The organism is Gordonia sp. KTR9, assembly GCF_000143885.2.
GTDB lineage: Bacteria > Actinomycetota > Actinomycetes > Mycobacteriales > Mycobacteriaceae > Gordonia.
In genome coordinates, this window is the sequence record NC_018581.1 from 929,288 (window position 1) to 955,250 (window position 25,963).

A 25,963-nucleotide genomic window follows, 5' to 3' on the forward strand; every position below is an offset into this window, starting at 1 on the left:
TCCCGGTACCCGACCGAGAGGAATCCCCGTGACCGACGATCGTGCCCTGGCCGGTGAACTGGCCACCGCCGCAGGTGAACTCCTGCTCGACATCCGGCGCTCCAGCGGATTGACGGGCAAAGAGCTCGGTCAGGAGGGTGACCGGCGGTCCGACGAGTTCATCCTCGGGCGGCTCGCGAAGGAGCGCCCGGACGACGCGGTGCTGTCCGAGGAGTCGGCCGACGACAAGTCGCGGCTGTCGGCGTCGCGCGTGTGGATCATCGATCCGGTCGACGGCACCCGCGAGTACGGCACGTACGAACCCGGCGGCGGTCGGACGGACTGGGCCGTGCACGTCGCGCTCTGGTCGGCGGACGAGGGACTGATCGCGGGTGCGGTCGCGCTGCCGGCCCTCGGGGTGACCTATCTCGACGACGGTTCGGCCGTCGAGCCCGTGGAGGGCCTTGCGTCACGCCCCCGGACCGGTGTCCCGCGCGTCGTCGTGAGCAGTTCACGCCCACCGGCCTTCGCCGACGAGGTGGCCGCGGCCATGGCGGGCGAGGTGCTGCCGATGGGGTCCGCCGGGGCGAAGGCGATGGCGGTCGTGCGCGGTGAGGCCGACGCGTACGTCCACGCCGGCGGCCAGTACGAGTGGGATTCGGCCGCGCCCGTCGCCGTCGCGAAGGCAAAGGGCCTGTGGTGCGGTCGGATCGATGGTTCGCCGCTCGTCTACAACAACGAGGACACCTACCTGCCCGACCTCGTCATCTGCCGGCCGGAGTTCACCGAGGCGATCCTCACGGTCACCACCGAGGGCGCGGGCGGCTGACGAACCCGTCGCGCCTCAGTGCGTGACGACGACCTTGATCACGACGATCACGGTCGCCACCAGCGTGACCGCGCCGGCACTGAACACCGTTCCGCGGCTGAGCTGCTCGTGGTTGAGCCGGTCGATGACGAAGACCGTGCCGCCGATGCGCAGCAGGATCACGATCTCCGCGACGAGCTGGGCGGTACGGGGTTCGATCCAGCCGATCAGGCCGAGCAGCAGGATCGCGCAGGGCAGGAGCGCCGAGGTCAGGATCGGCACCGAGTCGCGGAGATGGCCCAGCACCTCCGATCTCGTCGGCTCGATCGGGCCGTCGGACACCCGGCGGGCGACCGCCTCGGCGAAGATGTGTGCGATGAAGGTCGACGCGGCGGTGCCGGCGAGGATCGCGATACCGACGAAGTCGTCCTCGACGTGCAGCGGGATGAGTACCGCGAGGATCAGGATGTTGCCGTAGATGTAGGCGCTGATCCGCGGCGCGGCGTGCTTGCGCTCGAGGGGGCTGTCGCGGCTGAACAGTGGTCCGTGCAGCAGGGTCCACGGACGATCGCTCATGGTTGAGAAAGCTATCAGCGCGGGACGAGTTCGGCGACGACAGCGGCGATGGTGTCGTCGGGCCGGGTGAGGCAGACCGTCGCCGCCACGGTGGCCACCTGTTGCGCGTTCGAGGTCACGTCCAGCTCGCGCAGCACCGCCGTCCGCGCCGCGTCGTCGAGTCCGCGGAACTCCGTGCACGTCATGGTCGACGCGGGCCCGGAACCCGACCCGCGCGACGGCGACGCGGTGGTGCGGGTCGGCGTTCCGGTGGTGGTCCCGCGGGTTCTCGACTCGGCGCTGGTGGTCCCGCCGGAGCTGGGCTCGGTGCTGCTGGTCTCGGTGCTGCTGGACGCGACGCTGCTCGTCGTCGACGCGGCGGTCCCGGGGGCGGGCGCGGGTTCGTCGGACGAGCACGCCCCGAGCGCGAGGGTCACCAGCGCGGTCAGGGTGATGGTCGCGGCCAGCTGCGCCGGACGGTTGCGGCGGGCGGGGACGGACATGACGGGACTCCTCGGAGAAGGTGATCCGGGTCGGGACCCGGCTGGTGATGGTGGGGCGGTCGGTCAGCGCATGAGGCCGGAGAGGACGCCGGAGATCGCGGCCCGGACGTCCGCGGTCTCGATGCGCATGAGGTCGTCCTGGCTGAGGGCGTCGAGATCGCCGGCACTGCTGAGGCGGAACTCGCGCTCCTCCTCGGCCGCTTCGATGATGTTGCGGATGAACCGGCCGTTACCCGCGAGGTCGGTGGCACGGCGCGTGGTGCCCTGATGCTCGCGGACGTCGTGGTACAGGGGCGAACATGCCTGTTCGATCTCGAACATCGCCTCGTGGGTCAACGACGAATCCCGCTTGCGCGCAATGAACTCGGCGATACGAGCGAGCTCGTCGGGGGTGTAGGAGTCGAAGCGCACGCGGCGGGCGAAGCGCGATGCCAGGCCGTCGTTGGACGCGAGGAACCGGTCGATCTCGGCGTCGTAGCCGGCGATGATGACGACGAGCCGGTCACGGTCGTCCTCCATCCGGGCGAGCAGCGTGTCGACGGCTTCGCGGCCGAACGCGTCGCCACCGGACAAGCCCTGCTGGATCAGCGTGTACGCCTCGTCGATGAACAGGACACCGTCCATCGCGGAGTCGATGAGTGCCGAGGTCTTGATCGCGGTACTGCCGAGGTGCTCGCCGACCATGTCGCGGCGGGTCGCCTCCACGACCTTGTCGGACTTGATGAATCCGAGACCGCAATAGATCTTGGCGACGATGCGCGCGACCGTCGTCTTGCCGGTGCCGGGCGGACCGGTGAAGGCGAGGTGCAGGCTGCGCGCCGATGTCGACAACCCGCGGTCGGCGCGGACCTTTGCCAGTGTCGCGGTGGACTGGAGCTTGGCCACCTGCTGCTTCACCGAGTCGAGGCCGATCTGTTCGGCCAGCTCGCGCTGCGCCTCGGTCACCAGCGAGCTCTGGGTGTCGGAGTCTGCGGTTCCCGACACCAGTGTCTCGGCGCGATCAGGGACCGACTTCGGGTCCCACCGGTCGGTGCGTTGGGCGATCTGCTCCGGCGTCGTGGCGGTCACGCGCAGGGAGGGCGACCGGATCGCCTCGGCCGCGGCCGCCAGCGACGGGTCACGAGCATAGGCCTGCTCGAACATCGACTTGGCCTTCTCCTCGTGGCCCTGCTCGCGCAGCGCGAGGCCGTAGACGAACATCGCCTGGGTCGAACACGCCGCGATCGGGCCGTCGACCGCGTTCTGCAACCGCCGCATGCCCTCGCCGAGCATGCCGAGATGGACACACGACGTTCCGGCCATGAAGTCGGCGACGGCCTGCATGTACGGGTCGTTCCACCGATCGGACCTGGTGAGCGACGTCAGGACGTCGGGCCAGCGCTGGGTGGCGAAATGGAGGAAGGCACGAACGAAGTCCACGATCGGCACGCGATGGGCCGGGGGCACCTCGTCGAGAACCTCCTCGGCACCGGCGAAATCTGCGCCGCGGACCAGGCTGGCGGCGTAGGCGGCCGTCGCCTCGACGGCGCTCGACGCCGGGAAGTCGATCATCATGCCCGTGTACCAGCGCCCCGCGATGGTGCCGGGGGGAAGTCCGAGCCGGCGCTGCTCGGCGCCGATCGACCCGCGTGCGCGGTAGAGGCCCAGGAGGACCTCGTTGCTGCTGTCGCCGCAGGCGAGGCGGCCGATCCAGGCGTCGCCCAGGGACGGGTCCCATTCGGTCGCGCGGGTGAAGGCCTTGGCCGCCTGCGCGGGATTGTCGACGGGTTCCTGACCTTCGACGGGGATGTTCAGCGACAGGACACCGAGTTCGAAGAGCGCCCTCGCCTTGCGGACATCGGCCATCGCTTCCCCCTGTGTCGTCCCATCCCGTACGGAGTCCCCTGTATCGATCTCCCCGGGTGCAACGGCGACACACCGCGAGGGCGGTCGCCGGGGACAGAGTATCGCTAGACCGCGCCGGCACCGGGCGCAGATCTCCCAGGGCCCGACCCCGCCGGTCCGCGCCCGCCGGAACGTGGCCGCCCGTCCGCACCCGGACCGCCCCGGCGGCCGGAACCGGCCGCGCCCGCCTAGACTTGTCTGCGTGAGTGCCCAGGTGGATACCGTCTCAGCCGCTGCCCAGACCCCGGATCATCCGCAACCGTTCCGCGAACTCGGTCTCAAGGACGACGAGTACGCGCGGATCCGCGAGATACTGGGTCGCCGGCCCACCGACGCGGAACTCGCCATGTACTCGGTGATGTGGTCCGAGCACTGCAGCTACAAGTCGTCGAAGGTGCACCTGCGCTACTTCGGCGAGACCACCACCGACGAGATGCGCGCGAGCATGCTCGCCGGTATCGGCGAGAACGCCGGTGTCGTCGACATCGGTGACGGCTGGGCGGTGACCTTCAAGGTCGAGTCGCACAACCACCCGAGCTATGTCGAGCCGTACCAGGGTGCCGCGACCGGCGTCGGCGGCATCGTCCGCGACATCATGGCGATGGGCGCCCGTCCGATCGCGGTGATGGATCAGTTGCGCTTCGGTCCGGCCGACGCCCCGGACACCCGGCGCGTCGTCGACGGTGTGGTGCGCGGCGTGGGCGGCTACGGCAACTCCCTCGGCCTGCCGAACGTCGGCGGCGAGACCGTCTTCGACGCCAGCTACGCGGGCAACCCGCTCGTCAACGCGCTGTGCGCGGGCGTGCTGCGCACCGAGGACCTGCACCTGGCCTTCGCCTCGGGCGCGGGCAACAAGATCATCCTGTTCGGTGCGCGAACCGGCCTCGACGGCATCGGCGGAGTGTCGGTGCTGGCGTCGGAGACCTTCGACGATTCCGACGGTTCCGGCCCCAACCGGAAGAAGCTGCCGAGTGTGCAGGTCGGCGATCCGTTCACCGAGAAGGTGCTCATCGAGTGCTGTCTCGAGCTCTACCACGCCGGGTTGGTGGTGGGCATCCAGGATCTCGGTGGCGCCGGATTGTCCTGTGCGACGAGCGAACTCGCCGCGGCCGGCGATGGTGGCATGCACATCGACCTGGAGAAGGTGCCGATGCGCGCCGAGGGCATGACTCCGGCGGAGGTCCTCTCCAGTGAGTCGCAGGAACGCATGTGCGCGGTCGTGACGCCGGAGAACGTGGACCGCTTCCTCGAGGTGTGCCGCAAGTGGGACGTCCTCGCGACCGTCATCGGCGAGGTCACCGACGGCGATCAGCTGGTCATCACCTGGCACGGTGAGACCGTCGTCGACGTGCCGCCGCGCACCGTCGCCCACGACGGCCCGGTCTACGAGCGCCCGGTCGCCCGACCCGACTGGCAGGACACCGTCATCGCGTCGACCACCGAACCCCTGCAGCGCCCGGACACGCCCGACCAGCTGCGCGAGACGCTGCTGGCCATGCTCGCCTCGCCGGCGCTGTGCAGCCGCAAGTTCATCACCGATCAGTACGACCGGTACGTGCGCGGCAACACCGTCCTCGCCGAGCACGCGGACTCGGGGATGATCCGCATCGACGAGGAGTCCGGGCGCGGCATCGCGCTGGCGACCGACGCGTCGGGCCGGTACACCTTCCTCGATCCCTACCGCGGCGCGCAGCTCGCGCTGGCCGAGGCCTACCGCAACGTCGCCGTCTCCGGTGCGACGCCGAAGGCCGTCACCAACTGCCTCAACTTCGGCTCGCCGGAGGATCCGGCGGTGATGTGGCAGTTCCAGCAGGCGGTCCGGGGACTCGCCGACGGCTGTGCGCAGCTGGGCATCCCGGTCACCGGCGGCAATGTGAGCTTCTACAACCAGACGGGGGCGACGGCGATCCTCCCGACCCCGGTGATCGGCGTCCTCGGCGTCATCGACGACGTGCACCGCCGCATCCCGACCGGCCTCGGAACCGAGCCGGGAGAGACCCTGATCCTGCTCGGTGAGACCCGTGACGAGTTCGACGGATCGATCTGGGCGCAGGTCAGCCACGACCACCTCGGTGGCGTGCCCCCGCAGGTCGATCTCGAGCGCGAGCGGCTGCTCGCGGAGATCCTCGCCGCGTCGTCCCGGGACGGATTGATCTCCGCGGCACACGATCTCAGCGAGGGCGGTCTCATCCAGACCGTCGTCGAGGCGGCCCTGGCCGGTGAGACCGGGTGCCGGATCCTGCTGCCCGAGGACGCCGACCCGTTCGTCTGGCTGTTCTCCGAATCCGCCGGCCGGGTGCTCGTCGCGGTCCCGCGCACCGAGGAATCACGGTTCACCGCGATGCTCGACGCGCGCACGATGCCGTGGACGCGCATCGGTGTGGTCGATCAGGGCAGCGACGCCGTCGATGTCCAGGACTACTTCTCGGTGCCGCTCGCCGAACTGCGCGAGGTACACGAGGGCACCCTCCCGAGGTTGTTCGGCGACGCCGTCTAGCCGCACGCCCTAGTTGCGCCCCGCAACGTTCGGATCGGTGAGGATTCCGTTGTACGTCAATGGAATCAATATCGTTTGTGGACGTGTCGTGCCCGGTCACGGTCGGTTACGCTCCTTGAGTTCTCTGACCGAGTCGAAAGGGCGCAGATGAGCTACCCCAATGATCCGAACCAGCCGCCGAACTACGGCGCGGGTGGTTACGGACAGCAGCCGTACGGCGGGTTCCCGGGCGGCAACCCGGCCGGTCCGGAACCGGACAACAACCTCGTCTGGGCGATCCTGGCCACGGTGCTGTGCTGCCTGCCGCTCGGGATCGTGTCGATCGTGAAGTCGACCTCGGTCAGCAAGCTGTGGGCCGCCGGCGATTACGCCGGTGCGCAGAAGGCTGCCGACGAGGCCAAGAAGTGGGCGATGTGGAGTGCGATCTCGTCGGTCGTCATCTGGGTCCTGATCGTCATCGTCTATGTCATCTTCTTCGTCATCCTCCTCGGCGCCTCCGCGTCCACGTCCACGTACTGAGCGCTTCGAGAGGGCCGTCCTCGGACGGGTCTCGGCCCTCTCGAAGCATCGGTACCTCGGGCCGGCGACCGTTGTCGCCGGTACCGGGATGGTCTGTGCGGCTGTGTGGTTCGCCGATCCCACGACGCCGGGCGGCGCCCTTCCGGTGTGTCCGACCAAACTGCTCTTCGGCGTGACGTGCCCGGGTTGTGGATCGTTGCGGGCCATCTACTCGCTGCTCCACGGCGACGTCCCGGCCGCCCTGCACTACAACGCCGTCGGGGTGCTGGCGATGGGGTTGCTGCTCGTCGCCTTCGTCGCCTACTGCGTGCGTCTGTGGACCGGTCGCCGGGTTCGCAGCTGGCAGCACCTCAGATACTCCGGCGTCGTCGTGCTCGTGGTCGTCCTGGCCTGGTTCGTGATCCGGAACATCCCGGTCGAACCGCTCTGGTCACTCCACGTCTGAACGCCCGGCGGCACCGCGAATCCAGCGGATCAGCCGCGAACCGGGATCGCGCACGGGGCCGTCGACATCGAGAGTCGCCAGCGCCTCGGGGTCGTCGGTCGTGATCTGATCGACCCGCAACTCGAGCAGCCGCCTGATCTCCGGGGCGACGCGTGGCCCGACCCGGGTCACCGTGTACCCGTCGACGAGACGACCGCGCTCGTGAAATGCGCCGATCAGGTCGTGGCCGCGGCGGTCGGCGGCCAGGATCAGCCGATTCTCCAGATACACCATCTCGGCATCCGGTGACGCCGCCACCGCCCGGTCGACGAACCCGTCGAAGTCCCCGGACCGTAGTGCTGCCTCGGCGGCGCCGTGATGGCAGGGGTCATAACCGATCCGGACGCCCGGCGCGGCCGAGGTCAGCGTCTCCACCGCCGCGGCGTCGCCGCACGACAGGATGTAATGCCCTGCGTGGGGGGCGACGCTGCGGGCGAACACCTCCACGGCCGCGACGTCGAGCGCGGCGTCGTCCTCCTTGAAGTCGAGCTGGAGCGACGCGGTGGGCGCGATGTCCACCCCGTCGAAGAGGTCGGTCAGGTCCTCGAGCAGGAGGACCCGGTCGTCGATGGGGCGTCCGCTGTTGTCCCGCAGGTGCAGTTCCCGCAGATACGACGCCGGGAGTGCCGACACCGCGCCGGTACCGGTGGTGGCGTGATCGACGGTGCGGTCGTGCAGGACGGCGAAACCCCGGTCGGCGTGGATCACCAGATCGACTTCGATGCTCGCGCCGAGCCGCATGCCCTCGACGATCCGGGTCGCGGTGAACGCCGGGTCGGCGGCGCGGCGCCGGCCGCGGTGCCACTTGAGCATCGTCCGATGGCCGTCGTGGTCGATGTGGATCGGGGCGCCGGCGGGGTCCGTGGGCGACATGGCAGTCACAGCTCCCGACCTTAGTGGAGCGCATCTCGCCGAATCAGCACGCCGAAGTTGGAACGTGTTCTAGTTTGATTCGCATGACATTGCGAGTGGTCGAGTGGTCGACCGGAACCGTCGGACGACATGCCATCGCCGGGATCGACGCCCGGGGAGACCTGGAACTCGTGGGGGTGTGGGTGTCCGACCCCACGAAGGTCGGCAAGGATGCCGGCGAGCTGGCCGGTCTCGATCGCGAGCTGGGTGTCGTCGCCACCGACGACCGCGATGCGTTGATCGCCTTGCGGCCGGACTGCGTCGTGCACACCGCCATGACCGACGATCGCGTCATGGAGTCGATCGAAGACCTGATCTTCTTCCTGGAGAACGGGATCAACGTGGTCTCGAGCGGCCCGGTGGTTTTGCAATTCCCGCAGGGCATCCTCCCCGACTCACTGCTGCAACGGATCTCCGACGCCGGGAAGGCCGGCAACGCGAGCCTCCACGTCAACGGCATCGACCCGGGCTTCGCCAACGACGTGCTGCCGCTGGCGATGACCAGCCTGTCCCAGCGCATCGACGAGGTGCGCTGTCAGGAGATCGCCGACTACTCGACCTATTATCAGCCGGTGGTCATGCGTGACCTGTTCGGCTTCGGACAGCCGCTGGACACCACGCCGCTGATCTTCGCGCCCGGCATCCTGTCGATGGGCTGGGGGAGTGTCGTGCGACAGATCGCCGCCGGACTCGACCTGGTGCTCGACGAGCCACTCGTCGAACGCGTCGAGCGGGTGGCGGCCGATCGCGACTATCCGACGGTCTCCGTCGAGATCCCGAAGGGGACGATGGCCGCGGTCCGCTTCGAGGTGGCCGGCCAGGTCGACGGCGTGGATCGTGTTGTGCTGGAGCACTATACCCGCACCCATCCCGATCAGTGCCCGGAGTGGCCGTCCCCGCACGAGGGTGACGGCTGCTACCGCATCGCGATCGCAGGCGAGCCCGAGATGGCCGTAGAGTTCGGGCATCACGGCGAGAACGGCGACCACAACGTGTCCGGAATGATCGTCACCGCGATGCGACTGGTCAATTCCGTTGCGGCGGTGGTCGATGCGAAGCCCGGTCTGGTCACCGCACTCGATCTCCCGCTCGTGACCGGCCGGGGGTTGTTCGCCCAGAAGTAGCCGCAATCCCGGCTTGACAGATCCCGTTGCGTTTTGTTCCGGTAACCGGGACAAAACGCAACCGGATCGCTTCGATCAGCCCTGGCGCGCCTTGAATCTCGGGTTGCCCTTGTTGATGACGAAGATGCGACCCTTGCGCTTGACCACCTGCGAGCCGGGCTGGTTCTTCAGTGAACGGATGGATGCACGAACCTTCAACGGAGCCTCCTTAATGGAAATTGTTTCCATTAAAGCAGGCTCGTCGCTCCTGATCGACCGCTGGGTGTCAGACCTGCCAGGTGTGTACCGGTTCGCCCTCGTGCATCTGGGTGACGTAGTCGCGCAACATGCCCTGCAACGCCTGCTCCCGGCTCTCGCCCGCGCGCTCGCGGGCCGCGACCGCCTGGCGCTGCCAGACCGACCCGGTCTGGCGCGAGATGCAGCGTCCCTCGATCACCGACAGGTAGCGCTTCCGGGCCTTGTCGGAGACACCGAACCGGCGCAGTCCGTCCTCGGCGAGCACGAGGAGCCGGCGCAGGACGAGCTCATCGGGCCGTACCCAGCCGACGTCGGGCCAGTACAGCTGGGACTCCATTCCGGTGCGGGCGCCGGACTGCAGGTTCTCGGCGGCGGCGTTGAACGACATCCGCGACCACAGCGGCCGGTCGGATTCGACGAGACCGCGGACGACGCCGTAGTAGAAGGCGGCGTTGGCCATCGTGTCGACGACCGTCGGGCCGGCGGGCAGCACGCGGTTCTCGACGCGCAGGTGTGCCTGTCCCTCGTGGATGTCGTAGACCGGACGGTTCCAGCGGTAGACGGTCCCGTTGTGCAGGCGCAGTTCGTCGAGGGTCGGGATGCGTCCGGAGTCGAGCTCGGCGAGCGGATCGGTGTCGGTGGAGACCGGGAGAAGGGCGGGGAAGTAGCGGGTGTTCTCCTCGAAGAGGTCGAAGATGGTGTTGATCCATCGCTCCCCGAACCACACTCGGGGCCGCACGCCCTGATTCTTCAGTTCCAGCGGACGGGTGTCGGTGGCCTGCTCGAAGACGGGGATGCGGCTCTCGTGCCACAACGCGGTCCCGGCGAGGAACGGCGAGTTGCCGGCCAGGGCCACCTGCACCCCGGCGATGGCCTGGGCGGCATTCCAGTGGGAGGCAAAGTCTTCCGGTGCCACCCGAAGATGTAGTTGCAGCGAGGTGCAGGCGGCCTCGGGCAGGATCGAGTCGGTCGCGGTGCGCAGGTGCTCGGTGTGGTGGGTGTCGGTCAGTGGGACGCCGGTGATGTCGATCTCGAGGTCCTCACCCCGGGCCGCGAAGATCTGCTCGTTGAGCAGGTCGTACCGGGGGTTCGCCGAGATCCAGTGATGTGCAAAGTGTTCGGACTTCAGCGTCGGCAGCATGCCGATCATCACCAGGTGGCTCGAGGTCTGCGCGGCGCGCTGTTCGGCCCGGTTGAGCGACGTGCGCAGCGCTTGTTCGAGCGAGATCGTGTCGTCGGTGGTGAACGGTCGCGGCGAGACGTTGATCTCGATGTTGAACTGACCGAGTTCGGTCTGATAGTCGGGATCGGCGATCGCCTCGAGGACGGCGGCGTTGGCCATCGCCGGCCGCATCTGCTCGTCGACGAGGTTCAGTTCGACCTCCATGCCGAGGAGCGGCTTCGGCGGACGACCCTGATCGGTGAACAATCCGTCGGCGAGCATCCTGGCGATCGCTTCCGTCCCGCGACCCACCTGGCGCCGGAAACGGACCCGGTCCTCGCCGGTGAACTGCTGCTTGGACACCTCGGCTCCCATGCGGTCAATACTGCCCGATCCGAGCCGCCCCGAACCCTCTTGGGAGAATGGCCGGGTGCCACCACGCAGGAGAGTGGACCCAGCAGAGGTCCGAGCCGCAGTGCTGGCCGTCTCGGACTGGCTCGTCGACCCCACCGCGCCGCCGCCGGGACGCGCCGCCCTCGCCGACGCCGTCCGGCAGTCGGCCCGGACGCTCGAACAGCTCGCGCCCGGCAACTCGGTCGAGGTCCGGGTACCCCCGTTCGTCGCGGTGCAGTGCATCGAAGGACCCCGCCACACCCGTGGGACGCCGCCGAACGTCGTCGAGATGTCGCCGCGGACCTGGCTGCTCCTCGTGGCCGGTGTCCTCACCTACGACGACGCCCTCGCCGCCGGCGACGTCGACGCCTCCGGACACCGGGCCGGGTTGATCGCCGATCTGCTCCCGCTCGTCCCGATCGCGTCGTCGGGTGATCGCGGAGCCGGAGTGTGATTCATCACTCGCCGGGGTGTCGCGGAATTACCCGCAGGCCGACACTGCTGGAAGATTCGCATCGGGAGCCGACCGACCCGTAAACTCCGTGATGTCTCCCAGCCCACTCGACTGACCGATTCGCAGCCCCAGGGAGCTAGTCGATGCCTGATCATTCGATCGCCAACATGAACCTGCTCGCTCCCACGACGGCGGGCGGATGTTCTGCACGAGGTGCGGGCGCGATCAACCCCGCCCCGCTGGACGAACCCGAGAACGAACCGCGTGAGGAATGCGGTGTCTTCGGCGTCTGGGCGCCCGGTGAGGACGTCGCCAAGCTGAGCTACTACGGGCTCTACGCCCTGCAGCACCGCGGCCAGGAGGCCGCGGGTATCGCGGTCGGTGACGGCAGCCAGGTCGTCGTGTTCAAGGACCTCGGGCTGGTCAGCCAGGTGTTCGACGAGCAGACGCTGGGAGCGATGAGCGGCCACGTGGCGATCGGCCACTGTCGGTACTCCACCACCGGCTCGACCACCTGGGAGAACTCGCAGCCGATCTTCCGCACCACCGACGCCGGCACCGGCGTCGCCCTGGGTCACAACGGCAACCTGGTCAACACCGCCGACCTCGCCGCTCGTGCCCGTGAGCAGGGGATCAAGAGCTCGGCGGCCACCTCGGACTCCGATGTGGTGGGAGCACTGCTCGCGCACGGCGCCGCCGACAGCTCCATCGAGCAGGCCGCCATGGAACTGCTGCCGACCCTCAAGGGCGCCTTCTGCCTGACCTTCATGGACGAGCACACGCTCTACGCCGCGCGCGACCCGCACGGCGTGCGCCCGCTGTCGCTCGGCCGCCTCGATCGCGGCTGGGTGGTCGCGTCGGAGACCGCCGCGCTCGACATCGTCGGCGCGTCGTTCGTCCGCGACATCGAGCCGGGTGAGCTGCTGGCCATCGACGCCGACGGCGTGCGCAGCTCACGGTTCGCCGAGCCGACCCCGAGCGGGTGCGTCTTCGAATACGTCTACCTCGCCCGTCCGGACTCGGTGATCCACGGCCGCTCGGTCCACTCGACCCGCGTCGAGATCGGCCGGCGCCTCGCCAAGGAGCATCCCGCCGAGGGGGACCTGGTGATCCCGGTGCCGGAGTCCGGCGTGCCGGCGGCCGTCGGTTTCGCCCAGGAATCGGGCATCCCGTACGGCCAGGGCCTGATGAAGAACGCCTACGTCGGCCGCACCTTCATCCAGCCGTCGCAGACGATCCGTCAGCTCGGTATCCGTCTCAAACTCAATCCGCTGCGCGAGGTCATCCGAGGCAAGCGACTCGTGGTCGTCGACGACTCGATCGTGCGCGGCAACACGCAGCGCGCGCTCATCCGCATGCTGCGTGAGGCCGGGGCGGCCGAGGTGCACGTCCGGATCGCGTCGAGCCCGGTCCGGTGGCCCTGCTTCTACGGCATCGACTTCGCCTCACCGGCGGAGCTCATCGCCAACGGTATGGAATCCGAGGAAGGCATGGTCGAGGGCGTGCGCCAGGCCATCGGTGCCGACTCGCTCGGTTACATCAGCATCGACGAGATGATCAATTCGACCGGTCAGACCGCCTCGTCCCTGTGCGCGGCATGCTTCGACGGCAAGTACCCGATCGAGCTGCCCAAGGAGACCTCGATGGGCAAGGCCGTCCTCGAACAGATGCTGGCCAGTGCCGCCGGCGACCGGGCGGTGGACCCGCTGACCAAGCCGAACGACAACGTCAGCGCGGTCATGCGGCCCTGATTTCGCGCCAACGACCCTCCGGTACCGTATGACCCGTCGGCGAACACGCCGGAAACAACGTTCGACCGAGAGTTCTGGAACGGGAGTGCTGCGGAGATGACGGAGCGGGATGCTGCTGCCGACGAGACGGCCGGGAGCGCGACACCGGCCTCGTATGCGGCGGCCGGGGTCGACATCGACGCCGGTGAGCGGGCTGTGGAACTCATCGCACCCCATGCCAAGCGTGCGTCGCGACCAGAGGTTCTCGGCGGAATCGGCGGCTTCTCCGGCCTGTTCGCGCTCAAGGGCAACTACCGGGAGCCGGTTCTCGCCGCGGCGAGCGACGGCGTCGGCACCAAACTGGCCGTGGCGCAGGCCATCGACAAACACGACACCGTCGGTCGCGATCTCGTCGCCATGTGCGTCGACGACCTGGTCGTCTGCGGCGCGGAACCCCTTTTCCTGCAGGACTACATCGCGGTGGGCAAGGTCGTCCCCGAGACGGTGGCCCAGATCGTCGCCGGCATCGCCGACGGGTGCGTCGAAGCCGGCTGCGCGCTGCTGGGCGGTGAGACCGCCGAGCACCCCGGTCTGATGCAGGACAACCACTACGACATGTCCGCCACCGCCGTGGGCGTCGTCGAGGCCGACAACGTCCTCACCCCGGATCGCGTGCGTGCCGGCGACGTCGTCATCGGCATGGGGTCGTCGGGATTGCACTCCAACGGCTACTCGCTCGCCCGCAAGGTGTTGCTCGACTGGGGTCACATGGACCTGTTCGGCCACGTCGAGGAGTTCGGGCGCACCCTGGGCGAGGAGTTGCTCGAGCCGACCCGGATCTACGCCAGGGACTGCCTGGCGCTGATCGCCGAGGCCGATGTCCGTACGTTCGCGCACATCACCGGCGGCGGCCTCGCCGAGAACCTCGCCCGCGTGATCCCGCACGGCCTCGTCGCCGAGCTCGAGCGCAACACCTGGACGCCCGCGCCGATCTTCGCGTTGATCGGGCAGCGTGGCCGGGTCGAACAGCTCGAGATGGAGCGCACCTTCAACATGGGCGTCGGCATGGTCGCGGTCGTGGCGCCGGAGGACACCGACCGGGCACAGGCCGTGCTGACCGCCCGGCATGTCGACAACTGGGTCCTGGGCACGGTCAAGCGTGCGAGCGACAAATCCGACACAGACGCGCGTGTCAGTCTGCTCGGGGAGCACCCGCGCTTCTAGGATCGGCCGAACCCGCACTCTCGCAACGACAATCGTTCGAGGCGCGGGCACATACAGAACACCGACGCTCGCCGGAGGGGTATCCCTCGGCGAGCGTCGGTGTCTGACGATGATGCGATCACCCTCGACCAACGCATGAGCACGCACCACCCATCGGAAAACGGGTGGTGCGTACAAAATTATGGGCCCGCGTCGCCGCGGGTCCGCTCATGCGGAGAGTGTGTGGGGTGATCCCAGGCGTCGAGAGATCAACGCCCGAAGAGTGTGCGCGTCAAGCGCGTCGCCACTCCTCTTCGTCCACCCAGTCGTCCACCGGATCCGGTCGTTCTACAACCGGATCGCCCTGCCCGGAGAGCTCACGCTGCAAGCTTTCCAAATCGGTGTTCGGAGTGGAGTACTTCAGCTGACGTGCAACCTTCGTCTGCTTTGCCTTTGCCCGGCCGCGGCCCATATGGGACCCCCTCGCACAATGACGGGGCGGCCAAACGATTGGCGGCCCCGTTCTCTTGAAGTAATTCTGTCGTGCGGACCAGTCTAGCGCGCCTCTAGGATTTGTGTTGTCCACCCTGGGTTGCCGCGCCGACGCGTCTTTCCGACTTGTTCACCATCTTGGTCGCCTCACGCCGGACCTTGGCCGGCAGATCGTCTCGCGCAAGCAGGGACCGGATCGCCTCGAGGTCGCCGCCGGCGAGCAGATCGCGTGATCGCACGCCGTGCTCGGGGCGATGGACGACGCTGATCCGATCGCCCTGCGCCACGCTGCCGTTCTGGACAACCCGCAGGTAAGTGCCGAAATCGGCTTGATCGAGAAAGCGCTTCATCCATCGCGGCTCACCCGCCCAGACCGCGAAGGTCTTGCAGGGGACGCGGGGGATGGTCACCTCGAGGACCAGACCGTCGGCGCCCACCTCCCACCGTTCGCCGACCACCGCGTCGGTGACCGCCATGCCGTCGATGCGGAGGTTCTCGCCGAACCATCCGTAAGGAAGCTCACGTCCGAGCTCCTCGGCCCACCGGCGCGCCTCGGCGTCTGCGTAGGCGTACACGGCCTGATCGACGCCGCCGTGGTGCCGCTTGTTGCCCACGTGGTCGTCGACGAGGCCGAGCTCGTCGACGACGAGGCGTCCGTGACGGGGGCGCTTGTCGATGGCGGAGCGGCCGATGCCCTCGAGGATCACGTCGTCGCCGGCCGCGCACACGGCCAGCACCACGCCCTCGCTCAACTCTGGTGTCCCGGAACCGCCGAACCGCCGCGGAGGCGTTCCACGGCGGCGCGTCCCGCCTGGATCCGGTCGTCCTCGAGGATCGAGTCCGGGTCGATCCGGGCGCTCACGGCGGTCTCTGCGCCCACGGTCAGCTCGACATCTGTGCCCACGTTGCGTTTGACGAGCGCGAGAGCGATCGGACCCCACTCATGGTGGTCGACGATCGTGCCCAGGCGGCCGACGGTCCGGCCGCCGGCCGTCACCGGATCGCCGGGCACCGGGCGCTCGTCGCTGCTGCCGTCCAGGTGCAGCAGGACCAGCCGTCGCGGCGACTTGCCGAGGTTGTGGACCCGGGCGACCGTCTCCTGGCCGCGGTAGCACCCCTTGTCGAGGTGGACCGCGCCGAGCTCGTCGGGACCGCCGATCCAGTCGACCTCGTGCGGGATCGTGCGCTCGTCGGTGTCGGCGCCCAGCCGCGGGCGGCGGGCGGCCACGCGGAGCGCCTCGTACGCCCAGCTGCCGGCCATCCGTGCGCCGGCCTCGGTCAGGGCGTCCCACCATCGGGTCAGCAGGTACTCGGGCACGATCAGATCCACGACGGGCAGGTCCCGATCCTCGCCGAACGAGGGCATGCGCCGCCAGAAACCGAGCGGTTCGTCCTCGTGGTGGGTCTCGGGCAGCCCGCCGGCCTGGTAGACGTCGGTGTCCGCGCCGATCTCCAGGAGGTCGGCGACCGGTCCGTCGAGCGCCCCCGGGCCGATGAGCGTCACGACCTTCATGTCGGGTCGCGCCGCCGGCTCGGCCTTGGCCCAGAAGACCATCTTGGTGAGGAAACCGAGCAGCGGGTCGCCGCGGGAACCCTCGGTGTCGATCCAGGTGACACCGTCGATGTCGGTGAGAACGAAATGCTCCTCGACACGGCCGTTGGCGTCGAGGGAGAGGTTCTCGGCGCTCGACCGGTCGGGGAGGGCGGCGATGTGCTGGCTGGTGATCGTGTGCAGCCAGGTCAGGCGTTCGGCGCCGGCGATCTCGATCACGGCTCGGTCGGACCGGTCGACGATGATCACGCCGCTCCGGCCGGCTCGTTCCTCCCCGCCGCCGTAGGCGGCTCGTTGTTCGCCGCCGCCGTAGGCGGCTCGTTGCTCACCGAGCGGATCACCGTAGTGCCACGCGGTGTCGGCGGATTGGAGGTCTCCGGGACCGGGCACCGCCCCGCCCTCGGAATGCCTGGTCAGGATGGGTGAACGGCTCACGTGTCGATTCTACGGGTCGATTCGGCATACGGCCGGGACGCATGGCAGCCTTCTATCCATGGCGGATTCGATCCTTGTCTCGCTCGACGGCACACAGCACGATGCCGACGCTCCCTTCCTCCATGCCGACGATCTGGCCGCGGTCCGCGGCGACGGCATCTTCGAGACCCTTCTCGTACGCGCCGGACGGCCCCGGTGCGTCGAGCTGCATCTCGAGCGCCTGACGCACAGTGCCGCGGCGATGGATCTCGGCGCACCCGATCTCGACGAGTGGCGCGGGGCGATCGAGACCGCGGCGCAGGCGTGGACGGAGAAGCACGGATCGGCCGGCGAGGCACTCCTCCGGCTGGTCTACAGCCGCGGGCGTGAGCACGGATCGGCGCCGACCGCCTACGTCACCGTCGACGCGGTGCCCGACCGGGTGGCGGCGGCGCGCGCGGAGGGGGTGCGGGTGGTCACCCTCGCCCGCGGCTTCTCGATCGACCTCGCCGCCTCGGCGCCCTGGCGACTGCTCGGCGCCAAGACCCTCAGCTACGCGACGAACATGGCGGCCCTGCGTCACGCCGCCGACGAGGGTTACGACGACGTGATCTTCCTCAGCAGCGAGGGCGTCGTCCTCGAGGGGCCCCGGGCCACGGTCGTGGCCGTCTACGCCGACACCCTGGTGACGCCGCCCACCGAGATCGGAATTCTCGAATCGACCACCGTGCGTGCGGTTTTCGATGTCGCGTCGCGGGAGGGTTGGACGACGAAGACCGACGTGCTGCGGCCTGAGGACCTGGTGGCGGCCGATTCGGTCTGGCTGGTCAGCAGCGTGACCCTCGCGGCCCGGGTGACCCATCTCAACCGGTACGTGATGCCGGTACCGTCCGATGCCGCGAAATTCACCGATCTGGTCGATCGGGCCATCTCGGTGGACGACAATTGACCCCGGTCACTCGCACCTGATCACCCCGCCCGGAGCACACACCCCGGGCAATGAGAGGGAAGACACCGCCTCGAGCTGGTCGGCGGGACCTTTGGCGCTTGTCCGGGCCCGGTGACCAGGCGTAACGTCGCGCCTACGACCTACTACTACCGCTGGTAGTAGTAAGTTCCCGGCAGGTTTCGACCTGCCCCCGCAGCCCGGGGGCCGGCAACTCGATTCGAGGCGATATGGACGCTCTGGACGTCTCCAGATGGCAATTCGGGATCACGACCGTCTACCACTTCATCCTGGTCCCGTTGACCATCGGCCTCGCGCCGATGATCGCGGTGATGCAGACGGTGTGGCATGTCACCGGCAACGAGCAGTGGCTGCGCGCCACCAAGTTCTTCGGAAAGCTCTTCCTGATCAACTTCGCGCTCGGCGTCGCGACCGGAATCGTCCAGGAGTTCCAGTTCGGGATGAACTGGAGCGAGTACAGCCGGTTCGTCGCCGATGTCTTCGGTGCGCCGCTGGCCCTGGAGGGCCTCGTCGCCTTCTTCCTCGAATCCACGTTCATCGGACTCTGGATCTTCGGTTGGGACCGCTTGCCGCGCCGCGTGCATCTCGCGTGTATCTGGTTGGCGGCGATCGGCGTCAACGCCTCGGCGTACTTCATCATCGCCGCGAACTCCTGGATGCAGCACCCCGTCGGCGTCGTGTGGGACCCCGAACGCGGGCGGCCCGCGATGAACGACTTCGTCGCCGTGCTGACCAACAACACGACTCTCGCGGCCTTCCCGCACGTGATCGCCGGTGCCTTCCTCACCGCCGGCACCTTCGTCGCGGCCATCGGGATCTGGTGGATGGCCCGGAACTCGTGGCGGGCGAAGAAGATCCGCGAGGCCGCCGAAACCGGTGACGTGGGTGAGATCCCGGACAGCACGTCGCCGAGTCACCTCGACGCGACACCCGAGGACCTCGAGAAGGACGCCCGCGTCCTCTGGCGGCCGGTCACGAGGCTCGCGTTGTGGGTGACCATCGTCTCCGGCGTCGCACTGTTCATCACCGGGGACATCCAGGCGCAGATCATGTTCAAACAGCAGCCGATGAAGATGGCGTCCGCCGAGTCGCTGTGCGAGACCGAGACGGGCCCGGGTTTCTCGGTCCTGTCGATCGGCCGCCAGAACAACTGCGAGAACATCGATCACATCATCGAGATCCCGAAGATGTTGTCGTTCCTCGCGAACCACGATTTCGACTCGACCCTGCAGGGCGTCGAGGAGCTGCAGGAGCAGTACACCGAGGCCTTCGCCGGACAGCCGAACGTGCCGGCGAATCAGAACTTCGCACCCAACCTCTTCGTGACCTACTGGGGCTTCCGGGCGATGATCACCTGGGCGCTCGGTTCGGTGGTCGTGGCCCTGGGCGGCCTGTGGTTCACGCGACGCAAGCGGGTGGTCGAATCCAGACGTTTCGGTTTCATCGCCCTGCTGATGATCCCGACCCCGTTCCTGGCCAACAGTTCCGGCTGGATCTTCACCGAGATGGGGCGCCAGCCATGGGTCGTCGCACCCAACTGGGAGGACGATCTCGATCCACTGCGGATCAGCATGCTGGTGCAGAACGGTGTCTCCAACCACTCGGCGAGCACCGTGCTGGTCACGCTGATCGGATTCACCCTGCTCTACGGCGCCCTGGGTGTCGTGTGGTTCATGTTGCAGCGGCGCTACGTCATCGAGGGTCCGGCCGCGCACGACTCGCGGCCACCAGGCCACACCGACGACGACGAATCCGAATCCGATGAGCCCAAACAGCTCTCGTTCGCGTACTAGAGGAGCGTGATCATGAGTCTCGAAGAAGTCTGGTTCTTGGTCATCGCGTTCCTGTTCGTCGGGTATTTCGTCCTGGAGGGCTTCGATTTCGGCGTGGGCATGCTGATGCCGATCCTCGGATCGAGTCACACCGGTGGCGACGACAAGGTCGCCGCCGACGATCCGGAGGCCGATCCCGACAAACGGCGCCGCGCGCTCCTCAACACCATCGGCCCGGTCTGGGACGGCAACGAGGTCTGGCTCATCACCGCGGGTGCGGCGCTGTTCGCGGCGTTCGGCGGGTGGTACGCCACCATGTTCAGCGCGTTCTACCTACCGCTGTTCCTCATCCTCATCGGTCTCATCGTGCGGGTCTGCGCGATCGAGTGGCGGGGCAAGATCAACAATCCCCGCTGGCGCATGTGGTGCGACATCGGAATCGGGCTGGGGTCGTGGATTCCGGCGATCCTGTGGGGTGTGGCGTTCGCCAACATCGTGCGCGGGCTTCCGATCGACGCCGACGCCCAGTACACCGGTGGGTTCTTCAACCTCCTCAACCCGTACGCGCTTCTCGGCGGTGCGACCACCCTGCTCGCCTTCCTCACCCACGGCGCGGTGTTCATCTCGCTGAAGACCTCCGGTGTGCTGCAGGAGGATTCGGCTCGCTACGCCGCCCGGCTGGCCTGGCCGACACTGATCGTGGCCGCCGTGTTCCTGTTGTGGACCCAGTTCGCGTACGGCAACTCGTGGACGTGGATCCCGGTGCTCATCGCCGCCGTCGCCGCGGTCGGCATGGTGGTGGCCACGCAGATCCGCCGCGAGGGTTACGCATTCATGTTCACCTGCATCGCGATCGCGGGCACGGTCGCCACGCTGTTCGCCGTGCTGTTCCCGAATGCGATTCCGTCGACCCTGAATCCGGAGTGGAACCTCACCATCGAGAACACGGCGTCCAGCGACTACACACTCACGATCATGACGTGGGCGGCGGTGCTCATCACCCCGGTGGTGATGGGCTACCAGGCCTGGACCTACTGGGTGTTCCGAAAGCGGCTGTCGGTCGCGCACATCCCGGACCCGGCCGGACTTCCGTCGCTGCGAATCCCGAGCAAGTGAGTCGCACCGCCCGGCCCCCGCTCGATCCGCGGCTGCTGCGGTATTCGCCGACGACCCGCCGCTACGTCGGGGTCACCGCGGTGTTCGCGGTGGCCGAGGTGATCGCGATCATCGTGGTGGCGGCGATGGTGGCCTCGATCCTCTCCGAGTTGATCGTGTCGCCGGGCGCGCGGTCCTTCGCCGCGCAGGGAGCGCATCTGGCGATTCTGACCGCCGCCCTCGTGGTGCGGGCGGCGATGGCCTACGGGCACGACCGGTACGCACACCGGGCCGCCGAGCGGGCGATCGCCGAGTTGCGCGCCGAGGCGCTCGACGTCCTCACCGATCCGGCCCGCACCTCGCCACGGTCGCTGACCGCGATCCGCGAACATGCGAGCACGGTTCTCCTGCGCGGTCTGGACGCACTGGGGCCGTATCTGTCGGGCTACCTGCCGGCCCTCGTCGCCGCGGTGGTCCTGACGCCGGTCGTCACGGTGGTCATCGCCCTCGCCGACTGGCCCTCGGCGCTCATCATCCTCGTCACGCTGCCGCTCATCCCGCTGTTCATGGTTCTGGTCGGACTGATGACACGCGACCGCACCACGCGCAAGCTGGCGACGATGAGCCGGCTGAGCGCCCAGCTCCTCGACCTCATCGCGGGATTGCCGACTCTGCGGGCGCTGAACCGGGCCGGTGGCCCGGCGGCGCGCGTCGGTGAGCTCGGCGAGGCGTACCGCCGTAGCACGATGAGTTCGCTGCGTGTCGCGTTCCTGTCGGGTGCCGTCCTGGAACTGCTCGCGACGCTCTGCGTGGCGCTGGTGGCAGTGAGTATCGGTCTGCGCCTGGTCTACGGCGAGATGTCGTTGTACGCCGGTATTTTCGCACTGATCCTCGCGCCGGAGGCGTACTTGCCGCTGCGTCGGGTCGGGATGCAGTTCCACAATTCGACGGACGGCCTCACCGCTGCCGAGCAGGTCTTCGGGCTCATCGCGCCGGCGTCCGCCGGGTCGGGTCCGGCGGTGCCCGCCGCGGGGAGCCGGGGCGTCACGGTCGCCGGAGCGCCGATCACGCTGCTCGACGTCGGGGTCCGCGGCCGCGACGGGTGGGCGCCGGAATCCCTTCGCGCGACGGTCGAACCGGGTTCGCTGACGGTGTTGACCGGGCCCAACGGGTCGGGAAAGTCGACGGTGCTTTCGACGATCATGGGCCTGCTCACTCCTGACGAGGGGTCTGTGCTGATCGGGTCCACCCCGGTCGCCCAGGCCGATCCCGCGGCGCTGCACGAACAGATCGCCTGGCTGCCCCAGCAGCCGGTGATCGTGCCGGGCACGGTCGCCGAGAACCTGGCGCTCTACGGCGCCCTGGCCCGCGGCGCCTTCGAATCGGCCTCCGCGGCAACCGGCTTCGCGGATGTGGTGGTCGAGTTGCCCGAACGGCTCGACACGGTGCTGGGAACGGGCGGGGTCGGGCTCTCCGCCGGACAGCGGCAGCGCCTCGCGCTGACCCGCGTCCTCGCCTCACCGGCGCCGCTGCTGCTCCTCGACGAGCCGACCGCCCATCTCGACGAGGCATCCGAACGCGAGGTGTTCGCGACCCTCCGCGATCGCGCCCGCGCCGGGGACACGGTCGTCGTGGTCGCGCATCGGGGCGTCGCCCGCGACTACGCGGACCGGGCGATCGAGTTCTCGGCGGTCTCGGGCACGGCGGGCACAGGCACAGGCACTGGCACGGTCGCGGAGGTGGATCATGCGCGGTGATCCGCTCATTCGGGCCCTGGGGTTTCTCGGCCTACGCGGGCGTCCGACCGTCGCCGCGCTAGCCCTCGGCGTCGGCGGTTCGCTGTCGGCGCTCTTCCTCGCCGCGCTGTCTGCCTGGCTGATCACCCGCGCCTGGCAGATGCCGCCGGTGCTCTACCTGTCGGTGGCGATCACCGCGGTCCGGGCGCTGGGCATCTCGCGCGGTGTGTTCCGCTACCTCGAACGACTGGCGACCCACGATCTCGCCCTGGCTGCCATGGCCACCGCGCGGCAGCGGGTGTACACGGCGCTGGCGTCGGGATCACCGGGCTACTCGGTCACCCTGCGCCGGAGTGAGCTGCTCAACCGAACGGGCGACGACATCGACGAGATCGGCAACGCCCTCATCCGGGGCCTGATCCCGATCGGCGTCGGCGCCACGACATCGGTTGCTGCCGTGGCGGTGATGGCACTGGTGTCGGTGCCCGCGGCCGTGGTGCTCGCACTCGCGCTGGTCGTCAGCGGTGGCGTGGCGCCGTGGCTGGCCGCTCGCGGCGGTGCCCGGGCGATCCGGGACGGCGCGCAGGCCGCGTCCGAGGCCACCGAGGCTGCCACGACGGCCCTGTGGCACGCGCCCGAACTCGTCGTCGCACGCCGGCGCGGGGATGCGCTGGCCGCGTCCGCCGCGGCCGACGGACGGCACCTCGACGCCATCGAACGGGGCATCCGATGGCAGGCGTCCGCCGCGTCGGCGACGCCGCTCGCACTCGGTGCGTCACTGATCGCAGCGTGTGTGATCGCCATCGAGCTGGCCTCGGGGACCACGGGTTCCCTTGCCGGGGTGAGCTCGGGGGAGGGGCTGACACCGATGATCCTCGGAGTGCTGGTCCTGCTCCCGCTCTCGGCGTTCGAATCCACCGCACCGCTCACCGAGGCCGGGCTGCAGATCGAGCGCAGCCGCCAGAGCGCTGCCCGGGTGATGGCGCTCGTCGACGGGGCGCGCGGCGACACGACCACCGACGTGACCGACGCCGAGATCCACCGAACCCCGGTGCGCCTGACCGCCACGGGATTGCGCTGGGGTCACCCCGACCGCGAGATCCTCGGTCCGGCACGGGGTGTGGATCTCGACCTGCACCCGGGTTCGCGGCTGGTGATCACCGGCCCGAGCGGAGCGGGGAAGTCGACCCTGCTCCTGACGCTCGCGGGACTGTTGTCCCCCCGGGCCGGGGAGGTCGGCGGTACCGACACCGCCGACGGATCGACGGTCGGGTTACGTTCGGCAGCCTGCTATTTCGCGGAAGAGGCACACATCTTCTCGACGACGGTCCGGGAGAACCTGCGTGTCGCCCGCGGGGACGTCCCCGACGAGGAGATCGGTACCGCACTGGTGGCCGTCGGACTACAGCATTGGGCCGCAACACTTCCCGATGGTCTCGACACCGTCCTGGCCGGCGGGGCCGACGCGATGAGCGGCGGGCAGCGCCGGCGACTGCTCCTCGCTCGCGCACTGCTCCACCCGGCGCCGGTCGTCCTGCTCGACGAACCGACCGAGCACCTGGACGAGGTTGACTCGGACCGGTTGTTGCGCCGACTCCTGGGGACGGACCGCGATCTGTTCGGACCCGACCGCATCGTCGTCGTCGTCACTCATCAGCCACCGGCCGACACCGGTGCGGCGGAGGTGATCGAGCTGGCGGGCCGGCCGCGCGGCGCCGGGTCCCTCTGCTGGCCGAGCAGCGTCGACCGAGCGTAGCGAGGACGCCGCGCCCGTCGAGGTCACTCAGGGTGGGCGTGCGGACAAGAACCGGGGCCGGACGCTCGCGTCGTCCGGCCCCGGCTCCCCCCTGTGAGAGGCTGGGGAGTCTAACTTGTGGACACCTCGTACCCCATCGGCAGCATCGTCGACTTGTGCTCGAGGAACGACTCGAGGCCTTCGCGGCCGTTCTCGCGGCCGATGCCGGAGTTCTTGTAACCGCCGAACGGAGACTCGGGATCGATGGCGTACCAATTGATCCCGAAGGTGCCGGTGCGGATCTTGGTGGAGATCTCGATGCCGCGCTCGACGTCGTTCGTCCACACCGTCCCGGCGAGACCGTAGCTCGAGTCGTTGGCGATGGCGATGGCCTCGTCGACGTCGTCGTAGGCGATCACCGACAGCACGGGTCCGAAGATCTCCTCCTGCGCGATGGCCATGTCGTTGGTGACGCCGGTGAAGATCGTGGGGGTGAGGAAGTAGCCGGAGTCGAGTCCCGCCGGCCGCTCGCTCTCGAGAACCGCGGTGGCCCCGGCCTTCTTGCCGAGCTCGACGTATTCCTCGACCTTGTTCCGCTGGTTCTCCGTGATCAGCGGTCCGAGCTGGGCCTCGGGGTCGGACGGCAGCCCGACCTTCATCGCCTTGGCGGCCTCGACCATCGCGGCGACGATCTCGTCCTGCCGGCTGCGCGGAACCAGGATTCGCGTCTGGGCGACGCACGCCTGTCCGGTGTTGAACAGGCCGAGGAAGGTGAGCATGAAGGCGTTCGCGGCGAGGTCGACGTCGTCGAGGACGATGGCGGCCGACTTGCCGCCCAGCTCCAGCGAGCACCGCTTGAGGGTCTGCGCGCAGGCCGCGCCGATCGCCTTGCCGGCCGCGGTCGAGCCGGTGAAGGTGATCTTGTCCACCTCGGGATGTGCGACGAGCGCCTGCCCCGTCTCGGTACCGCCGGTGACCACCGAGATCGCTTCGGGGGGAACGCCGGCCTCGATGAACAGCTGGGCGACGTAGTTGCCGGTCATCGGGGTCTCGGGGGCGGGCTTGAGCACGACCGAGCACCCGGCGGCGAGCGCGGCGCCCATCTTGTTGCAGGTGATGAACAGCGGGACGTTCCAGGCGCAGATGGCGCCGACCACGCCGACCGGTTCACGGGTGATCCGGGTGGTCCCGAACAGCCCGGTCCGGTATTCCTCCCACTGGTAGTCGCGGGCGGCATTCGCGTAGGCACGCAGGACGCCGGTGCCGGGGAGCTGCTGGAGCGTGCTGATCGCGCTCGGCGGTGCGCCCATCTCGGCGGAGACCAGCGCGGTGATCTCGTCCCCGCGCTCGTCGATCAGGTCGGCGACCTTAGCGACGATGTCGGCGCGCTGAGCGGGCGGAGTCGAACTCCACACGCCGGAGTCGAAGGCTGCGCGCGCGGCGCGGACCGCGGTGTCGACGTCGGTCTCGTCGGCCAGCGGTACGGACCCGACGCGTTCGCCGGTGGCGGGGGAGTGGACCTCGAGGGTCTCGGTGGAATGGGGATCGACCCACCGGCCGCCGATGAGCAACTGGGGTTGGTCGCCCCCGCCGGTGAGGGCGGCGGGTTGGGACTCCACGGTCTCGGTCATTACGCGTGTGCTCCTCAGAGGACGGGGCCCTGCCCGGGCACGTGCGGCGGACAGCCGCCGTCGGACAGGTGTGAACTACGGCACACGCAATACTAGAACACGTTCTAACTCTGATGCCAGGGCGG

The 25,963-nt window shown here is 68.8% G+C and carries 23 protein-coding genes; 13 read left to right on the plus strand and 10 right to left on the minus strand.

What is annotated here, in order from left to right; all coding sequences use genetic code 11:
- Positions 1-28: 28 nt before the first annotated feature.
- Positions 29-808 (plus strand): 3'(2'),5'-bisphosphate nucleotidase CysQ, encoded by a 780-nt coding sequence (locus KTR9_RS05005; RefSeq protein ID WP_014925484.1) that lies wholly within the window; start codon positions 29-31, stop codon positions 806-808.
- A 15-nt stretch (positions 809-823) separates the two neighbouring features.
- Here the strand turns inward: KTR9_RS05005 and KTR9_RS05010 are convergent, their stop codons facing one another.
- The 3 genes from KTR9_RS05010 to eccA all read right to left on the minus strand — a co-directional run bounded on the left by KTR9_RS05010 (position 824) and on the right by eccA (position 3,690).
- Positions 824-1,363, minus strand: a complete 540-nt coding sequence (locus tag KTR9_RS05010; protein WP_010842112.1) for a hypothetical protein — start codon at positions 1,361-1,363, stop codon at positions 824-826.
- A gap of 14 nt (positions 1,364-1,377) precedes the next feature.
- A complete protein-coding gene (locus KTR9_RS05015) occupies positions 1,378-1,845 on the minus strand; it encodes a hypothetical protein (protein ID WP_044505921.1) in 468 nt (155 codons plus the stop codon).
- A gap of 63 nt (positions 1,846-1,908) precedes the next feature.
- Positions 1,909-3,690 carry a type VII secretion AAA-ATPase EccA gene (gene eccA, locus KTR9_RS05020; RefSeq protein ID WP_014925486.1) on the minus strand — a complete coding sequence of 594 codons (1,782 nt, stop codon included), beginning with the start codon at positions 3,688-3,690 and terminating at the stop codon, positions 1,909-1,911.
- Positions 3,691-3,931: 241 nt separating this feature from the next.
- Here eccA and purL point away from each other — a divergent pair, with 241 nt between their 5' ends.
- The 3 genes from purL to KTR9_RS05035 all read left to right on the plus strand — a co-directional run bounded on the left by purL (position 3,932) and on the right by KTR9_RS05035 (position 7,190).
- On the plus strand, positions 3,932-6,226 hold the full coding sequence (gene purL / locus KTR9_RS05025) for a phosphoribosylformylglycinamidine synthase subunit PurL (protein ID WP_193363227.1): 2,295 nt from the start codon (positions 3,932-3,934) through the stop codon (positions 6,224-6,226).
- 147 nt (positions 6,227-6,373) lie between these two features.
- The gene (locus tag KTR9_RS05030; RefSeq protein ID WP_010842108.1) at positions 6,374-6,745 is read left to right on the plus strand and encodes a CD225/dispanin family protein; all 372 of its coding nucleotides are present in this window, start codon (positions 6,374-6,376) and stop codon (positions 6,743-6,745) included.
- A gap of 88 nt (positions 6,746-6,833) precedes the next feature.
- Entirely contained in the window at positions 6,834-7,190 is a 357-nt protein-coding gene (locus tag KTR9_RS05035; RefSeq protein ID WP_044505922.1) for a DUF2752 domain-containing protein, read from the plus strand.
- Here KTR9_RS05035 and KTR9_RS05040 read toward each other — a convergent pair.
- Entirely contained in the window at positions 7,176-8,102 is a 927-nt protein-coding gene (locus tag KTR9_RS05040; RefSeq protein ID WP_014925488.1) for a glycerophosphodiester phosphodiesterase, read from the minus strand. The genes KTR9_RS05035 and KTR9_RS05040 overlap by 15 nt on opposite strands.
- 83 nt (positions 8,103-8,185) lie before the next feature.
- Between KTR9_RS05040 and KTR9_RS05045 the strand changes: the two genes are divergently transcribed.
- The gene (locus KTR9_RS05045) at positions 8,186-9,265 is read left to right on the plus strand and encodes an NAD(P)H-dependent amine dehydrogenase family protein (RefSeq protein ID WP_014925489.1); all 1,080 of its coding nucleotides are present in this window, start codon (positions 8,186-8,188) and stop codon (positions 9,263-9,265) included.
- A gap of 75 nt (positions 9,266-9,340) precedes the next feature.
- Here the strand turns inward: KTR9_RS05045 and ykgO are convergent, their stop codons facing one another.
- Positions 9,341-9,463 (minus strand): type B 50S ribosomal protein L36, encoded by a 123-nt coding sequence (gene ykgO / locus KTR9_RS05050; protein ID WP_044505924.1) that lies wholly within the window; start codon positions 9,461-9,463, stop codon positions 9,341-9,343.
- A gap of 67 nt (positions 9,464-9,530) precedes the next feature.
- Complete coding sequence (locus KTR9_RS05055; RefSeq protein WP_010842103.1) at positions 9,531-11,039, minus strand: glutamate-cysteine ligase family protein; 1,509 nt, start codon at positions 11,037-11,039, stop codon at positions 9,531-9,533.
- Between the two features lie 55 nt (positions 11,040-11,094).
- On the opposite strand from KTR9_RS05055, the gene KTR9_RS05060 reads away from it, so the two are divergent.
- From KTR9_RS05060 to purM, 3 genes are all read left to right on the plus strand, one after another.
- Complete coding sequence (locus tag KTR9_RS05060) at positions 11,095-11,511, plus strand: sterol carrier family protein (RefSeq protein WP_044505926.1); 417 nt, start codon at positions 11,095-11,097, stop codon at positions 11,509-11,511.
- Between the two features lie 143 nt (positions 11,512-11,654).
- Positions 11,655-13,262, plus strand: a complete 1,608-nt coding sequence (gene purF, locus KTR9_RS05065; RefSeq protein WP_014925492.1) for an amidophosphoribosyltransferase — start codon at positions 11,655-11,657, stop codon at positions 13,260-13,262.
- 96 nt (positions 13,263-13,358) lie between these two features.
- Entirely contained in the window at positions 13,359-14,465 is a 1,107-nt protein-coding gene (gene purM / locus KTR9_RS05070) for a phosphoribosylformylglycinamidine cyclo-ligase (protein WP_014925493.1), read from the plus strand.
- A 271-nt stretch (positions 14,466-14,736) separates the two neighbouring features.
- On the opposite strand, the gene KTR9_RS05075 is transcribed toward purM, so the two are convergent.
- The 3 genes from KTR9_RS05075 to ygfZ form a co-directional block, all read right to left on the minus strand.
- Positions 14,737-14,916 carry a DUF3073 domain-containing protein gene (locus KTR9_RS05075; protein ID WP_010842099.1) on the minus strand — a complete coding sequence of 60 codons (180 nt, stop codon included), beginning with the start codon at positions 14,914-14,916 and terminating at the stop codon, positions 14,737-14,739.
- Positions 14,917-15,010: 94 nt separating this feature from the next.
- Positions 15,011-15,688: an MOSC domain-containing protein gene (locus KTR9_RS05080; protein WP_238554035.1), complete on the minus strand. Its 678-nt coding sequence runs from the start codon at positions 15,686-15,688 to the stop codon at positions 15,011-15,013.
- Positions 15,685-16,923, minus strand: a complete 1,239-nt coding sequence (gene ygfZ, locus KTR9_RS05085) for a CAF17-like 4Fe-4S cluster assembly/insertion protein YgfZ (protein ID WP_044505928.1) — start codon at positions 16,921-16,923, stop codon at positions 15,685-15,687. The genes KTR9_RS05080 and ygfZ overlap by 4 nt, the downstream gene beginning before the upstream one ends.
- 58 nt (positions 16,924-16,981) lie before the next feature.
- On the opposite strand from ygfZ, the gene KTR9_RS05090 reads away from it, so the two are divergent.
- The 5 genes from KTR9_RS05090 (at position 16,982) to cydC (ending at position 24,228) form a co-directional block, all read left to right on the plus strand.
- Positions 16,982-17,851 (plus strand): aminodeoxychorismate lyase, encoded by an 870-nt coding sequence (locus tag KTR9_RS05090; protein WP_014925496.1) that lies wholly within the window; start codon positions 16,982-16,984, stop codon positions 17,849-17,851.
- Positions 17,852-18,078: 227 nt separating this feature from the next.
- The gene (locus KTR9_RS05095; protein ID WP_014925497.1) at positions 18,079-19,662 is read left to right on the plus strand and encodes a cytochrome ubiquinol oxidase subunit I; all 1,584 of its coding nucleotides are present in this window, start codon (positions 18,079-18,081) and stop codon (positions 19,660-19,662) included.
- 12 nt (positions 19,663-19,674) lie between these two features.
- Positions 19,675-20,757, plus strand: a complete 1,083-nt coding sequence (gene cydB / locus KTR9_RS05100; RefSeq protein WP_044507606.1) for a cytochrome d ubiquinol oxidase subunit II — start codon at positions 19,675-19,677, stop codon at positions 20,755-20,757.
- The gene (cydD, locus tag KTR9_RS05105; protein WP_014925499.1) at positions 20,754-22,493 is read left to right on the plus strand and encodes a thiol reductant ABC exporter subunit CydD; all 1,740 of its coding nucleotides are present in this window, start codon (positions 20,754-20,756) and stop codon (positions 22,491-22,493) included. Before cydB ends, cydD begins: the two co-directional genes overlap by 4 nt.
- On the plus strand, positions 22,483-24,228 hold the full coding sequence (gene cydC / locus KTR9_RS05110) for a thiol reductant ABC exporter subunit CydC (RefSeq protein ID WP_014925500.1): 1,746 nt from the start codon (positions 22,483-22,485) through the stop codon (positions 24,226-24,228). The genes cydD and cydC overlap by 11 nt, the downstream gene beginning before the upstream one ends.
- Before the next feature lie 110 nt (positions 24,229-24,338).
- Here cydC and KTR9_RS05115 read toward each other — a convergent pair whose 3' ends face one another.
- Positions 24,339-25,838 (minus strand): aldehyde dehydrogenase, encoded by a 1,500-nt coding sequence (locus KTR9_RS05115; RefSeq protein ID WP_010842091.1) that lies wholly within the window; start codon positions 25,836-25,838, stop codon positions 24,339-24,341.
- Between the last annotated feature and the right edge of the window lie 125 nt (positions 25,839-25,963).

Coding starts and splice junctions, on each gene's coding strand:
- KTR9_RS05115 (WP_010842091.1), bottom strand. CDS start 25,838: ATGACCGAGACCGTGGAGTCCCAACCCGCCGCCCTCACCGGCGGGGGC.
- eccA (WP_014925486.1), bottom strand. CDS start 3,690: ATGGCCGATGTCCGCAAGGCGAGGGCGCTCTTCGAACTCGGTGTCCTG.
- KTR9_RS05090 (WP_014925496.1), top strand. CDS start 16,982: ATGGCGGATTCGATCCTTGTCTCGCTCGACGGCACACAGCACGATGCC.
- cydB (WP_044507606.1), top strand. CDS start 19,675: ATGAGTCTCGAAGAAGTCTGGTTCTTGGTCATCGCGTTCCTGTTCGTC.
- KTR9_RS05055 (WP_010842103.1), bottom strand. CDS start 11,039: ATGGGAGCCGAGGTGTCCAAGCAGCAGTTCACCGGCGAGGACCGGGTC.
- KTR9_RS05015 (WP_044505921.1), bottom strand. CDS start 1,845: ATGTCCGTCCCCGCCCGCCGCAACCGTCCGGCGCAGCTGGCCGCGACC.
- KTR9_RS05030 (WP_010842108.1), top strand. CDS start 6,374: ATGAGCTACCCCAATGATCCGAACCAGCCGCCGAACTACGGCGCGGGT.
- purM (WP_014925493.1), top strand. CDS start 13,359: ATGACGGAGCGGGATGCTGCTGCCGACGAGACGGCCGGGAGCGCGACA.
- cydC (WP_014925500.1), top strand. CDS start 22,483: ATGCGCGGTGATCCGCTCATTCGGGCCCTGGGGTTTCTCGGCCTACGC.
- purF (WP_014925492.1), top strand. CDS start 11,655: ATGCCTGATCATTCGATCGCCAACATGAACCTGCTCGCTCCCACGACG.
- KTR9_RS05045 (WP_014925489.1), top strand. CDS start 8,186: ATGACATTGCGAGTGGTCGAGTGGTCGACCGGAACCGTCGGACGACAT.
- KTR9_RS05095 (WP_014925497.1), top strand. CDS start 18,079: ATGGACGCTCTGGACGTCTCCAGATGGCAATTCGGGATCACGACCGTC.
- KTR9_RS05010 (WP_010842112.1), bottom strand. CDS start 1,363: ATGAGCGATCGTCCGTGGACCCTGCTGCACGGACCACTGTTCAGCCGC.
- KTR9_RS05075 (WP_010842099.1), bottom strand. CDS start 14,916: ATGGGCCGCGGCCGGGCAAAGGCAAAGCAGACGAAGGTTGCACGTCAG.
- KTR9_RS05040 (WP_014925488.1), bottom strand. CDS start 8,102: ATGTCGCCCACGGACCCCGCCGGCGCCCCGATCCACATCGACCACGAC.
- KTR9_RS05035 (WP_044505922.1), top strand. CDS start 6,834: ATGGTCTGTGCGGCTGTGTGGTTCGCCGATCCCACGACGCCGGGCGGC.